This window comes from Lysinibacillus sp. BF-4, from assembly GCF_000743635.1.
Lineage (GTDB): Bacteria > Bacillota > Bacilli > Bacillales_A > Planococcaceae > Metalysinibacillus > Metalysinibacillus saudimassiliensis.
The window spans coordinates 329,087-342,858 of sequence record NZ_JPUW01000001.1; the positions used below are offsets into that span (position 1 = coordinate 329,087).

16 protein-coding genes and 1 pseudogene are annotated in these 13,772 nt (G+C 39.3%); 13 read left to right on the forward strand and 4 right to left on the reverse strand.

Going from position 1 to position 13,772, the window contains the following annotated elements; genetic code table 11:
* Window positions 1-96: 96 nt before the first annotated feature.
* The 8 genes and pseudogenes from CH76_RS01690 to phoU all read left to right on the forward strand — a co-directional run bounded on the left by CH76_RS01690 (window position 97) and on the right by phoU (window position 8,177).
* Complete coding sequence (locus CH76_RS01690) at window positions 97-579, forward strand: DUF456 domain-containing protein (protein ID WP_036141949.1); 483 nt, start codon at window positions 97-99, stop codon at window positions 577-579.
* Between the two features lie 118 nt (window positions 580-697).
* Window positions 698-1,303, forward strand: coding sequence for a superoxide dismutase (locus tag CH76_RS01695; protein ID WP_036141953.1), 606 nt, complete (start codon window positions 698-700; stop codon window positions 1,301-1,303).
* Window positions 1,304-1,447: 144 nt separating this feature from the next.
* On the forward strand, window positions 1,448-3,643 hold the full coding sequence (locus CH76_RS01700; RefSeq protein WP_036141957.1) for a penicillin-binding protein 2: 2,196 nt from the start codon (window positions 1,448-1,450) through the stop codon (window positions 3,641-3,643).
* A 161-nt stretch (window positions 3,644-3,804) separates the two neighbouring features.
* A pseudogene (locus tag CH76_RS01705) lies at window positions 3,805-4,772 on the forward strand (PstS family phosphate ABC transporter substrate-binding protein).
* Window positions 4,773-4,837: 65 nt separating this feature from the next.
* A complete protein-coding gene (gene pstC / locus CH76_RS01710) occupies window positions 4,838-5,782 on the forward strand; it encodes a phosphate ABC transporter permease subunit PstC (protein ID WP_036141959.1) in 945 nt (314 codons plus the stop codon).
* Window position 5,783: 1 nt separating this feature from the next.
* Complete coding sequence (pstA, locus tag CH76_RS01715) at window positions 5,784-6,662, forward strand: phosphate ABC transporter permease PstA (RefSeq protein ID WP_036141962.1); 879 nt, start codon at window positions 5,784-5,786, stop codon at window positions 6,660-6,662.
* Window positions 6,663-6,698: 36 nt separating this feature from the next.
* Window positions 6,699-7,505 (forward strand): phosphate ABC transporter ATP-binding protein PstB, encoded by an 807-nt coding sequence (pstB, locus tag CH76_RS01720; RefSeq protein WP_036142236.1) that lies wholly within the window; start codon window positions 6,699-6,701, stop codon window positions 7,503-7,505.
* A 12-nt stretch (window positions 7,506-7,517) separates the two neighbouring features.
* Window positions 7,518-8,177 (forward strand): phosphate signaling complex protein PhoU, encoded by a 660-nt coding sequence (gene phoU, locus CH76_RS01725; RefSeq protein WP_036141964.1) that lies wholly within the window; start codon window positions 7,518-7,520, stop codon window positions 8,175-8,177.
* Between the two features lie 31 nt (window positions 8,178-8,208).
* Here the strand turns inward: phoU and CH76_RS01730 are convergent, their stop codons facing one another.
* Both CH76_RS01730 and CH76_RS01735 read right to left on the reverse strand, forming a co-directional pair.
* Entirely contained in the window at window positions 8,209-8,631 is a 423-nt protein-coding gene (locus CH76_RS01730) for a hypothetical protein (RefSeq protein WP_036141966.1), read from the reverse strand.
* Window positions 8,628-9,008, reverse strand: a complete 381-nt coding sequence (locus CH76_RS01735; RefSeq protein ID WP_036141970.1) for a hypothetical protein — start codon at window positions 9,006-9,008, stop codon at window positions 8,628-8,630. The genes CH76_RS01730 and CH76_RS01735 overlap by 4 nt, the downstream gene beginning before the upstream one ends.
* A gap of 164 nt (window positions 9,009-9,172) precedes the next feature.
* On the opposite strand from CH76_RS01735, the gene rpmG reads away from it, so the two are divergent.
* From rpmG to CH76_RS01750, 4 genes are all read left to right on the forward strand, one after another.
* On the forward strand, window positions 9,173-9,322 hold the full coding sequence (rpmG, locus tag CH76_RS13630; RefSeq protein WP_008408521.1) for a 50S ribosomal protein L33: 150 nt from the start codon (window positions 9,173-9,175) through the stop codon (window positions 9,320-9,322).
* A gap of 57 nt (window positions 9,323-9,379) precedes the next feature.
* Window positions 9,380-9,958 (forward strand): 5-formyltetrahydrofolate cyclo-ligase, encoded by a 579-nt coding sequence (locus CH76_RS01740; protein WP_036141972.1) that lies wholly within the window; start codon window positions 9,380-9,382, stop codon window positions 9,956-9,958.
* Window positions 9,955-10,170, forward strand: coding sequence for a YqgQ family protein (locus tag CH76_RS01745; RefSeq protein WP_036141975.1), 216 nt, complete (start codon window positions 9,955-9,957; stop codon window positions 10,168-10,170). The genes CH76_RS01740 and CH76_RS01745 overlap by 4 nt, the downstream gene beginning before the upstream one ends.
* Before the next feature lie 236 nt (window positions 10,171-10,406).
* A complete protein-coding gene (locus CH76_RS01750) occupies window positions 10,407-12,308 on the forward strand; it encodes an LTA synthase family protein (RefSeq protein ID WP_036141979.1) in 1,902 nt (633 codons plus the stop codon).
* Between the two features lie 89 nt (window positions 12,309-12,397).
* Here CH76_RS01750 and CH76_RS13635 read toward each other — a convergent pair whose 3' ends face one another.
* On the reverse strand, window positions 12,398-12,574 hold the full coding sequence (locus CH76_RS13635; RefSeq protein ID WP_036141981.1) for a DUF2759 domain-containing protein: 177 nt from the start codon (window positions 12,572-12,574) through the stop codon (window positions 12,398-12,400).
* Window positions 12,575-12,727: 153 nt separating this feature from the next.
* Between CH76_RS13635 and CH76_RS01760 the strand changes: the two genes are divergently transcribed.
* Window positions 12,728-13,372, forward strand: coding sequence for an MBL fold metallo-hydrolase (locus CH76_RS01760; RefSeq protein ID WP_036141985.1), 645 nt, complete (start codon window positions 12,728-12,730; stop codon window positions 13,370-13,372).
* 40 nt (window positions 13,373-13,412) lie between these two features.
* On the opposite strand, the gene CH76_RS01765 is transcribed toward CH76_RS01760, so the two are convergent.
* Window positions 13,413-13,655, reverse strand: a complete 243-nt coding sequence (locus tag CH76_RS01765; protein WP_036141988.1) for a DUF2626 domain-containing protein — start codon at window positions 13,653-13,655, stop codon at window positions 13,413-13,415.
* Between the last annotated feature and the right edge of the window lie 117 nt (window positions 13,656-13,772).

Here is a 13,772-nt window from a genome sequence, read left to right on the forward strand (position 1 = left end):
GTCATTTTACCATGACTTTTCACGCATTTTGAAACCTTTTGCTTTAACTCACGTAAAAAGAGGGAAAAGACTTTTAAGGAATGAGGGGGAAACACTATGACAGTCATCGCATGGACACTCATTATTGCGCTGTTTGTAATCGCTTATATTGGGCTAATATATCCGATTATTCCGTCGGTACTATTTATCTTTGCAGGGTTTATTGTATACGGCTTGTTTTTCACCTTTAGTGTGCTACCATGGTGGTTTTGGTTAGGGCAAGTGCTCCTTGTTATTTTGCTCTTTGCTGCTGATACAATCGCCAGCCTAGTAGGTGTTAAAGCATTCGGCGGAACAAAAGCAGGTATGTGGGGAAGTACGGTTGGGCTGTTAGTAGGCCCCTTTATCATTCCGTTTTTCGGTATTTTAATCCTGCCATTTGTGTTTGCAGTAGTAGCAGAGCTAGTAGTTACAGGAAGCACTTTTAAGGAAGCGTTGCGCAGTGGGCTTGGTTCACTTGTGGGCTTCTTAACATCTATGGTAACAAAAGGTATCATTCAAACGATTATGGTCGTTATTTTTATTATCCTAGTCGTATAATTTCAGTCAAAAGACTGAATTGTAACAGAATGATGCTTTTTCATTGAATGGTTTGACCAACTTTGATAATCTAAAGTTGTAGCAAGATATTACTTACATTCCAAGGAGGAACTTAATCATGGCACATGAACTACCAAAATTATCTTACGCGTACGACGCACTAGAACCACATATTGATGCACAAACAATGGAAATCCACCACACTAAACACCACAATACGTATGTAACGAACTTAAACGCAGCAATCGAAGGAACTGACTTCGCAGGTACAGAGCTTATTACATTAATCTCTGACATCGACGCACTTCCAGCAGACAAACAAACTGCAGTACGTAACAATGGTGGCGGTCACGCTAACCACTCACTATTCTGGGAAGTTATCGCTCCAGGTGGCGCTAATGCACCAACAGGTGAATTAGCAACAGCAATCGACAAAAAATTCGGTAGCTTCGATGCTTTCAAAGAAGAGTTTGCTAAAGCAGCAACAACTCGCTTTGGTTCTGGTTGGGCATGGTTAGTAGTAGATAACGGCGAAATCGCTGTAATTTCTACACCAAACCAAGACTCACCATACATGGAAGGTAAAACACCAATCCTAGGCTTAGACGTATGGGAGCACGCGTACTACTTAAACTACCAAAACCGTCGTCCTGACTACATTTCAGCTTTCTGGAACATTGTAAACTGGGACGTTGTAGCAGAAAAATTCGCTGCAGCTAAATAATAACGCATGTTAACGGCAAAGCTCCTAGGAGCTTTGCCGTTTTTTTATGCAACTTTTTAAATAGCCCACCGTTATAATAGTGAAACTTCACTTTTGTGGTGGTATACTTAAACGTATGTGTATAAATGAGTAGGAGGGCGTTTAATGCGTAGTAATGAGCCTAGCAGAAAACTAAAAGAACATAAGGCAAAACAGCAATCTACAATTAACTTTCGCATGAACGTTATTTTTTTCTTTATCTTTTTAATTTTTTCGACGCTAATTTTCCGCTTAGGTTATTTGCAAATTGTAAAGGGAGAGTATTATGTCAATATGGTAGAGAGTACAGAAGAAGTACCTGTTAATACCAGTGTACCTCGTGGCCGTATTTATGACCGTAACGGACGAGTGTTAGTGGATAATGATCCACAAAATGCGATTACCTATACAAAATTACAATCAACTAAGCAATCCGAAATGTTAGACATTGCCGAACAGTTGGCAGAATTAATTGAACAACCAACGAAAAAAGTAACGCTACGTGATAAGCAGGATTTTTGGATTTTGCGTAATCCTGATGAAGCTATGAAAAAAGTGCCTGAGAAAGAGCGTGAAAAAATTCGGGCTAAGTTAGGTGAAGGCAGTGAAAAAGAATTTACTAAACAAGTAGATGATTTAACACGTGAACGTATTACTGAAGATGACCTAAAGAACTTAGAAGGTCATGAGTTAGAGGTGCTAGCCATTTACCGAGAAATGGTGTCAGGCTATAACCTATCACCACAAATTATTAAAAGTGAAGATGTAACGGATGCCGAGTTTGCGCGTGTATCTGAACGTCTATCAGAGCTACCAGGTGTAAATACGACAACGGATTGGAAGCGTGTTAAACTTTCACCACTCGCTATCCTTGGGCGTACAACAACGCCAGAGCGTGGTATACCAAATGACCAACTTAACCACTTCCTAGCGCGTGACTATTCACGTAATGACCGCGTAGGTGATAGCTTTGTTGAAGCGCAGTATGAGGAGTTACTTCAAGGTAAAAAATCCGTAGTAAAAAATGTTACGGATAAATCAGGTAAAGTAGTAGATACAGAGACTGTATATGCGGGTGAGCCTGGTAAAGATTTAGTATTAACGATTGATAGTGAGCTTGAAGATCGACTTGGTAAAATTGTTGAGAATGAATTACGTAAACAAAAGACACGTTACGGCTCGCATTTATTAGACCGCACCTTCCTTGTGATGATGAATCCACAAACGGGTGAGTTATTATCTGTAATTGGGCGTCAAATTGACAACGGTAAAATGGAAGATATTTCGTACGGTGCTTATACAATGGCGTACGAGGCAGGGTCAACAATTAAAGGTGCAACAGTACTTGGTGGCTATCAAGAGGGTGCTTTTAATGTTGGTGAGGGTGTAATGGACCAACCGCTTTATATTGGTGGGCAAAAACGTACGTCACTTGCTAATACAAATGGTTATAATAACCGCTGGATGACAGATATTAATGCACTCGAAAGTTCATCCAACGTGTATATGTTCTATGTGGCGATGCGCATTGGTGGCATTCCTAACTATTACCCACGTATGCCATTTAACGTGAGTGATGATACGTACCGAAAAATGCGTAACATTTACCACCAATTTGGTTTAGGTGTTAAAACAGGCATTGATTTACCAAACGAGCAAGTCGGCGTAAAAGGTAGTGACAATTTACAAGAGAAGGGTAAAGCGATGGACTTTGCGATTGGTCAGTATGATACGTATACACCAATGCAACTAGCGCAGTATGTTTCTACAATTGCAAATAATGGTTACCGTGTAAAACCTCATATTTTAAAAGAGGTACGCCAGCCATCACCAGACGGTAAAATCTTTGGTGATTTACTTGAGCAACGTACGCCACAAGTAATTAACCGCATTAACAATAGTAGTCAAGAGATTGCACAAGTACAAGCAGGCTTCCGTGCAGTATACGCAGGAGCGCGTGGTACAGCGCGTTCATTCTTCGCAGATGCGAAGTACCAAGCAGCAGGTAAAACGGGTACTGCCGAGACACAATACTTCGGTGTAAACGAAAACTACCGCGGCGCGTATACATTAAACTTAACGCATGTCGGTTTTGCGCCGTATGATAATCCAGAGGTAGCGTATGCTGTAGTTATGCCGTATATGACAACGAGTACGTTTGGCTATGACCAAGCGGCAAGTGATATTGCACGTAAAGCAGTAGATGCTTATTTTGAAGTAAAAGCGAAACATAATAAAGCTGGTGACTTTACACCAGATACGATGAAAAAAATACAACCTGCTTGGTCGGAAGAAGTTATCCGCGAAGGTGAGGGAAAATAAAAATCAGCAGTGCCTTTAGGGGCGCTGCTGATTTTTTGTTTACAAAGTAAAACATTCCTTTACATTCTCTTAACAGTTCATTTATATGCTATCAATAATCCATCCGTATAGTGAAGGTTGTAAGGTAAAACTTTAATTATATGTCATGGAGGCAATGAATAATGAAAAAGTGGAAGTACTTAACGATGACAGCCGTATTAGGCTCAGCTTTAATGCTAGGTGCATGTGGTGGCGGTAACACAGCAAGTGAGGGTGGCAACACTACAGACAAAGGAACAGAACAAACAGATACAGAAAAGCAATTACAGGGCTCTGTAGCGGGTGATGGTTCTTCTACGGTAGCGCCAATCGTCGAAGCAGTAGTTGAGGAATATGCAGGTGTTCAACCTAAAGTAGAAGTTTCTGTAGGTATTTCAGGTACAGGCGGCGGCTTTGAAAAATTCATCGCTGGGGAAACCGATTTTTCAAATGCCTCACGTAATATGAAGGACGAAGAAAAACAAAAGCTAGAAGAAGCTGGTGTGGACTTTACAGAACTACAGCTTGCTTATGATGGTATCTCTGTAGTGGTTAGTCCTGAAAACGACTGGGCAAAAGATTTAACTGTAGCGCAACTCGAACAGCTTTGGGTAGAGGATGGCAAAACAAAAAAATGGTCAGATATTGATCCATCATGGCCAGACGAGGAAATTGTATTCTTCGCACCAGGTACTGACTCAGGCACGCATGATTACTTTGATGAAGTCATTTTAAAGGGTGAAGATTTTGTTAAAACAGCGACACTTTCTGCAGACCCTAATATGCTAGTACAAGGTGTATCTGGCGACAAAAATGCACTTGGCTTCTTCGGCTATGCTTACTACTTAGAAAATAAGGATAAGCTAGGTATTGTAACTATTGATGGCATTGAGCAACATCTGACACAATTGAGTCACAAGAATACTCACCATTGTCACGTCCATTATTTACGTATGTAAAAAATGAAGCGATGAAAGACAATGAAGCAGCTTATGACTTTATGCACTTCCTAATGGAAAATGCAGGCGAAATGGCAAATACAGTAGGCTATGTGAGCTTACCGGAGGAAAAATATAAAGAAGAACTAGCTAAGTTAGAAGCATTGAAATAATGACAACTTATAAGTGGGGGCTGTGATAATCACGCCCCTCCTTATGCATTATAGGAGGAGTATGTATGAGTTCGCATAAACCCGGCGACCCTAGCGTCCAGGAACTAATCGCCAAATCAAAAGGTAAAGGCCTAAAAAATACAGTGGAGAAAGCCATGCCTATTTTATTATTTATGGCAGCTGCTTTTTCTGTGTTAACAACATTTGCTATTGTATTTACACTGATTTTTGAGACATTTGAATTTTTTCAGAGAGTATCAATTACCGATTTCCTATTCGGGACAGAGTGGCTACCGTTCTCTGGTAAAGAGCCTCTGTTTGGTATATTACCTTTAATTGCAGGTACGCTAAAGGTAACGTTAATTGCGGTAGTGGTGGCAGTGCCATTAGGTATTGCATCTGCAGTATATTTAAGTGAGTACGCTAGTGAGAGTGCTCGCCGCGTAATTAAGCCTATTTTAGAGGTGTTAGCAGGTGTGCCAACGATTGTTTATGGCTTCTTTGCCTTAACGTTTGTAACACCAATGCTTCAACAATTGATACCGTCGCTGAAAGTATTCAACGCGTTAAGCCCAGGTATCGTCGTAGGGATTATGATTTTACCGATGATTACCTCGCTATCTGAGGATGCGATGTCGAGTGTACCTCAAGCTATGCGAGAGGGTGCTCTAGGGCTAGGCTCAACAAAATTAGAAGTATCGTTAAAAGTGGTATTACCTGCAGCACTATCAGGCATTATTGCCTCAGTTGTACTAGCAGTATCACGTGCTATTGGTGAAACAATGATTGTGTCACTAGCAGCAGGCTCTACACCGAAGTTTGATTTAGGTGTGACGGACTCTGTCCAAACAATGACAGCCTATATTGTACAGGTGGCAACAGGAGATGCTGGTTATGGTACAACAATTTACTATTCAATTTACGCAGTAGGCTTTACGCTATTTATTTTCACACTCGTAATGAATTTACTTGCGCACTATATTTCAAAACGTTTTAGAGAGGAGTATTAATATGAAGTATATGGACGATGCGCTAGTAATGAAGCGGATGTCGAAACGCTTAGCTTACAATAAAATTTGGCGTGTATTATTTTTCTTAGCGACTAGCTTTGCGCTAATTACACTAGCGATTTTGTTGTATCGTATTATGACACAAGGTGTAGGGTATTTAAACTGGGACTTCCTTACAAACTTTGCTTCACGCTTCCCGGCGAAAGCGGGGATTAAAGCAGCACTCATTGGCTCGTTATGGCTAATGGCAGTTGTAGCACCTGTGTCTATTATTTTAGGTGTAGGGACAGCCATTTATTTAGAAGAATACGCAAAGAAAAATAAGCTCAACGACTTTATTCGTATGAATATATCTAATTTGGCAGGCGTACCGTCGATTGTCTTTGGTTTACTAGGTTTAACAATTTTTGTTCGTACCTTTGGCTTTGGTAAAAGTGTACTAGCAGCAGGTTTAACAATGAGTCTACTTATTTTGCCCGTTATTATAGTAGCGGCGCAGGAAGCAATCCGAGCTGTACCAAATGATCAGCGCGAGGCATCGTACGGCATGGGTGCTACAAAATGGCAAACTATTGTTCGAGTAGTGTTACCCGCTGCAATACCTGGGATTTTAACAGGTAGTATTTTAGCGTTATCTCGTGCGATTGGCGAAACAGCGCCACTTGTTGTTATTGGTATCCCTGTTATTTTGCAATTTTTACCGAGCGGTATTATGAGCGAGTTTACAGCACTACCTATGCAGATTTATGACTGGGCTAAGCGTCCACAAGAGGAGTTTCAATATGTGGCAGCAGCGGGCATTATTGTGCTGATGGCTGTATTAATTTTCATGAACTCTATTGCAGTATTTATTCGAAATAAATTTCAAAAACGTTACTAAGGAGTGTGTCATATGGTTATGTTAAAGGAAGCACCTATGAAAACAACAATTGAAACTAAAGAAAAATTACGTACACCAACGCCCCAGCAAAATATTGTATACGAAACAAAAGGTTTAGACCTTTGGTATGGTGAGCATCACGGTTTGAAAAATATTAATCTTGATATTTATGAAAATGAGGTAACAGCCATTATTGGTCCTTCAGGTTGTGGTAAGTCTACGTATTTAAAAACGTTAAATCGCATGGTAGAACTCGTGTCAATCGTTCGTACATCAGGTGAGATTTTATATCGTGAGCGTAATATTTTATCAAAGGATTATGCGGTAGAGGAGCTACGTACGCATGTAGGTATGGTATTCCAAAAACCAAATCCATTTCCTAAATCAATTTATGATAATATTGCGTATGGTCCACGCATTCATGGTATTAAAAATAAAAAAATATTAGATGAAATTGTTGAGAAATCCCTACGAGGTGCGGCCATTTGGGATGAAGTAAAGGACCGCCTTAATCAAAATGCTTATGGGCTATCAGGTGGACAGCAACAACGTATTTGTATCGCGCGCTGTCTTGCGATTGAGCCCGATGTAATTTTAATGGACGAGCCAACAAGTGCACTTGACCCTATCTCTACGTTAAAAGTAGAGGAGCTTGTGCAAGAGATGAAGGAGAAATACTCTATTGTTATTGTTACGCACAATATGCAACAGGCGGCACGTATTTCAAACCGTACCGCTTTCTTCTTAAATGGTGAAGTAATTGAGTATGATCAAACGGATAATATTTTCCAAAATCCTGCTGATCAGCGTACAGAAGATTATATTTCAGGTCGATTTGGATAAGGAGCCCATATTATGTCAGTGAGAGAACGATTTGATTCAGATATACAAGCCGTGCAGGAGCAATTAGCGTTGCTATGTACAATGAGTATTGCGGCACTACAACGCTCGTTTCAGGCATTAGTAGAGCAAAATTTAGATGAGGCACTCGAAGTCATTGAGGATGACAGTGATATTAATCATTTAGAAGAAGAGATCAATGACCGCGTTATTTTATTAATTGCTAAACAACAACCTGTAGCAACCGATTTACGTCGCTTAATGGTCATTACTAAGGCAGCCTCTGATATGGAGCGTGTTGGTGATTATGCTGTCAATATTGCGAAGGAAACAATCCGTATTGGGCAAGAGCCAATTATTTTTCCGATGGTTAATTTTGAGGCTATGTGTCAAAAGGCGGTAGAGATGTTACAAGGTATTATGCGCGCCTTTATGGAGGAAAATACCGCGCTTGCCAAGGAAATTGCAGACCTTGACGATTATGTTGATGATTTATATGGTGCTACCGTTGAGCTTTTAATTCGAGCAGGGGCAGAGCATCCTAATAAAACAAAACAAATATCGCATTTGAGTTTTATTTGCCGCTACCTTGAGCGTTCAGCAGATCATGCAACTAACATTGCCGAGCATTTATTTTATTTAGTAAAGGGACGTCACTACGAATTAAATTCATAATAAAAAGAGGACGGGCGCATGCCGGTCCTCTTTATTTCGTAATCGCTACCGCAATATCTTCTAGTGTCATGTCGTCTGTAATATTATATACGCCGACTTGGATAGAGCGCGCGTATTTTTCTGTGGAAAGAAAAATCTCTGCATCCTCACGGTCATCAATAATACCAGCAGTTTGCAAATCTGCCGCAATAGAAGTTGGTGTAGCACCGCTATAAATTTTAAGCTGATAAATGACGTCGCCTTTTGGTTGTTCAGGTTGCTGAGGCGCTTCTTTAGCAGGCTGTTTTTCAACAGGCTTCGGTTTTTCAGTAGCAGGTTTAGCAGGCTTTTCTTCCTTTGTAATAACTGCTTGCTCAACTGCTGGTGCGTTTGCAGGTAGTTGTTCATAAAAAAATGCAAGCACACCCGCAACAAATAGCCCTATACCAAATGCACGTACTGTGCCGCGTCTCATTGCGAACCTCCTGTTGCAAGCACATAGCGTACTTGTTCCTCAGTTAGTGTAGAACGCGTGCTAATCTCAGCAATAGACAAGCCTTGTTTATTAAGTGCAATGACTTGGCTTTTTAAAATGTCGTGAATCGGTTTTGCAGGAGGCGTTGGCGCTTTTGTTGTTTTTGCCACACTTGGTTTTTTAACATGAAATTGTGGCTCTAATAGCAACTCCTCTTCGACAATTTTTAAGCGTTTTTTTAAGTTATTTGTTTCCTGAAAGACGCTGATAGATAAATCATCTAGCTGTTTTTCGGTTTGCTTAGCACCATCTTTTAAAAAGAAGGAGCCTACAATAGCAATTAGTCCTAAAATCATTAGGATTACGGGTAAGGTCATGCATCGTCACCTCATATGTAGTAGTGTATTATAGCTATTTTAGCATATGCAAACTTAATATGAAATGATACTAGATTTTTTTAAGGATTATGTTATAATTGAAAAGTCGTATGAAACATGCTCATAAAAATTAAAATTTAACATATAGAGTGGGAGGGTTAATAATGCGCGTAAACATTACTCTAGCTTGCACAGACTGCGGCGAACGTAACTATATTTCAAAGAAAAACAAGCGTAACAATCCAGAGCGTCTTGAACTTAAAAAATATTGCTCTCGCGAGAAGAAATACACTCTTCACCGTGAAACAAAGTAATCGCTCTAGCCAAAGCCCTCGGTGGTTTTGGCTTTTATTTATTTTGGAGGTGTTTAGATGAAGCAACAGCTACGCAAAGAAGTTTTAGCGGAACTACAAGCAATGACCTACCGTACATACGTAAATGACTCACATGAGCTCGGACATAAGCTCTTAAGCTTACCTATTATAATGGAAGCAACTACAATCGCAATTACTGTATCGCGCCGACCTGAGGTGGATACAACAGCTATCATTGAGGCACTTTGGCAACTCGGCAAAACGGTTGCTGTACCAAAATGTGATACGGTAACTAAAACGATGCAATTTTACATACTCGAAGATTTTTCGGCACTCGAAACCGTCTATATGGATTTACGTGAACCTAATCCATTAATTTGTGACAAACTAGCGGCAAGTAATATTGATGTTGTTATTACACCAGGTGTCGTATTTTCACCTCAAGGTTACCGCATTGGCTTTGGTGGGGGTTATTATGATCGCTTTTTAGCAACAAATCCACTGCCAACAATCGCGCTAGCCTTTGATAACCAAGTGCGTGACAATGTGCCACGAGATGTGTATGATATACCTATTGATACGCTCGTGACAAGCACGGCCGTTATAAATTGTGTACGAGAGAGGGACAGCCAATGAAAACCATGGCAGATATTTATGATTTATTAAAAGGGTATGGCACGTTTATTTACACGCGTGACCCACTCGGCGATTTAACCCTAATGGAAGACGAAATAAAAGAGCTGTACAAGGCGCAGGTACTAGATGTTAAGGATTATCAAATGGCTTTATTGTTAATTCGCCAGCGCGAAACAAAAGAACGCAGCAAATTACAACAAGACGATGCGTAAGACACCTTCATATTACTAGGTGTCTTTCTTTATTTGTGTGAAAAGCTACTCACTTTTACATAAATGAAACTTTACGCTTACAAAAACGTATACTATTAATATAGGCGATACATTTTCCTTTCAGCGTAAAATTTGTTAAGCTGATAGATAATTATTGCGTATTTTTGTAAAAAAGATTACGATAGATTTTGTTTCACATGATTGCACTCGCAAACAACAGAGAAAGGATGTCGAGAATGGAGTCAAAAAAATGGCCAAAGCATTCGCTTTTAATTCTTGCCATACTAGCAACGTGGATTAAAACGGTAGTGGTATACTACACGAGTTTTGATATGAAAATTGAAAACCCGATGCAGCACTTAATTTTAATTATCAATCCACTTAGCTTTTTACTATTTATTTATGGGATTTCACTATTTTTTAAAACAACAAAGGGACGCAATCGATATATTATTACGGTAGCTAGCCTATTGTCTATTGTATTATATGGTAACGCAGCGTTTTATCGCTTCTTTAGCGACTTTGTAACGTTGCCTGTATTAATGCAAACAAGTAACTTTGGTGACTTAGGTAACTCAGCATTAGAGACAATCCAATTAACGGATATTTTCTTCTTTGCTGACGTGATTTTATTAATCGTTGCGATGAAGTTAGCACCAAAAATGCAAGAGAGCATGCTTAAAGTAAATGTAGAGTTCCGCCGTGCGTACTTTGTACTCGCTGTTGCGATGTTATTCTTAAACTTAGGCTTAGCTGAAACAGAGCGACCTCAACTATTAACACGTAGTTTTGACCGCGAATTATTAGTGAAAAATATTGGTACGTATAACTACCATTTATATGATATTTACATCCAATCTAAATCTTCAGCACAGCGTGCACTTGCAGATGGTAGCGAATTAGTAGAAGTAAACAACTACATTCGTTCAAATCAAGCAACCGTTAACGCAGAGATGTTTGGTAAGTATAAAGGACGTAACGTTATTGCTGTATCATTAGAGTCACTGCAAAACTTTGTCATTAACAACGAAATGAACGGAGAAGTGGTAACACCTTTCCTTAACTCATTAACTAAAGACAAAGATACGTTTTATTTTGATGAGTTTTATCACCAAACAGGTTTAGGTAAAACTTCCGATTCAGAGTTTATTTTTGAAAACTCATTATTTGGTTTAGGCCGTGGGGCTGTATTCTTTACACATGGTGGTAATACGTATAATTCATTAGCTAACCGCTTAAATGAAAATGGCTACTTCACCAATGTGATGCACCCTAATAATAAATCTTTCTGGAATCGCGATATGATGTATAAATCATTAAATATTGATAAGTTCTATGATGTTAATTCATACGAAATTGGTGAAGGTGAAGCTGTTAACTGGGGTATGAAGGACATTCCATTTATGGAGCAGTCAGCTAAGCATATTGGCGAAATGCCACAGCCATTCTATTCACGCTTAATCACATTAACAAATCACTATCCATTTTACTTAGATGAAGAGGATAAGATGATTAATGAGTATGATTCAAACTCGGGTACGTTAAATCGTTACTTCCAAACGGTACGTTATATGGACGAAGCTGTGAAAAAATTCTTTGACGAATTAAAAGCACAGGGCGTTTATGATAACTCAATTATTGTAATGTATGGTGACCACTATGGTATTTCAGAAAACCATAATAAGGCGATGTCTATGTATTTAGATAAAGAAGAAATTACACCTTATGATAGTGCGTTACTGCAATCTGTACCATTATTCGTACACATCCCAGGTTCGGGAGAAGGTAAGGAAATGGATGAGGTTGCGGGACAAATTGATTTACGTCCAACTATTTTACACTTATTAGGTATCGAAACATCAAAAGACTTACAGCTAGGTGCGGATTTATTCTCACCAGAGCACGAGGACTTTGTTATCTTCCGTGATGGTCGCTTTATTACAGATGAGTATGTGTATGCAGGTGAGGTGTGCTATGACCGTTCAACAGGCGAGCCACTTGAGGATGTTGCACCATGTCAGCCGTTTATTGACCGTGCGTCACTTGAGTTGAAAAACTCTGATGCTATTATTAATGGTGACTTAATGCGCTTTTATGATGAGAAGACAGGTAACCTAAAAGAATCTGCTATGAAATAATAAAAAGCAGTCGCTAATGCGGCTGCTTTTTTTGTGCGGTAGGTATAAAAATAGCGCCCGCCTAAGCGAACGCTATTTTTATACCGATTTTATAATGTTGGTGGGTAACCTTGTTCGATGATTGTCATTACTGTGAACCAGCCGAACACAGCAGCACTTGCCAAGTTGAAAACAATACTTAATAAATTCTTTTCTTTAATTGCTTGGAAAGTACCTACTACAGATAAAATCGCTACTAAACCGAAAATAACCATTAATAAGTTCATGAATAGCCACTCCTTTCGACAATACTATGTATTATCGTAAAAAATATTCCTTCTTTATTGTAAATGGTAATATAACATTTGTCGAGGGCTAATATATGGCATTGTATGAACATTTATGGTCAAATAGCGTATACTATTAGTGAGGTGATGACAATGCTAAATGTAAGAAGTTATGCATTAGGGCCTGTTCAAACAAACTGTTATATCGTATCGAACAAGGCAAAAGACTGTTTAATTTTTGATCCAGGTGAGGAGGCAGAGCGCATCATTAAGGAGTTGCGCAGTAAGGGCTTAAAACCACTAGCGATTTTATTAACCCACGCGCATTTTGATCATATTGGGGCTGTAGATGGCCTCAGACAAGCCTATGATGTGCCACTATGGTTACATGAGAAGGAAGTTAGCTGGTTAAGCAATCCAGATAAAAATGGCTCAGGTAAGTATGCAATGTTACCTAACTATACTGTGCAACCACCACTGCCCGAAAATATTATACGTGAAGAATGCACAATGACAATTGGTGATTTTACATTTAAGGCGGTATTTACACCAGGGCATTCACCAGGGAGCATTAGTTATATTTTTGAAGACGACGGTTTTGCCATTGTAGGGGATACATTATTTGAGCGTAGTGTAGGGCGTACGGATTTATACGGTGGCTCTACAGATATATTAATGGCATCTATCCATGATAAATTATTAACGCTGCCAGAGTATACGGTCATTTACCCAGGGCATGGACGTGATACTACACCTGCTGATGAGATGGAAAACAATCCATTTTTAAATGGATTTTAATGAAAAAAGCTGCTGTCAGCAATGACAGCAGCTTTTATTATCAGTGACCTGCACCAGGTGTGTGAATGAAAGTTGTATAGTACGTGAAGCCTGCGAAGAAAATCGTTAAATATGCTCCGAAAATGTACATATACATGCGTTCTGATAATTTTAAGAAACCTAATAAAATAAATAGACCAGTATTACCTAAGAATAATAGCGAAATCTCATTCATACCACCAAGGTAGAACATAACTGCAAAGATCCCTGTCCAGAAACCTAGCATTTTATACACGTTATCCATTCATAATTCCCTCCTTTTACAAAAAGACAAAATAATCTCTACTTCATTATAAGTGAACACCTCCATAGATGTAAACCGCAACTTCAATTAACTTGTGACAAAGAAAAGGATTTTGGC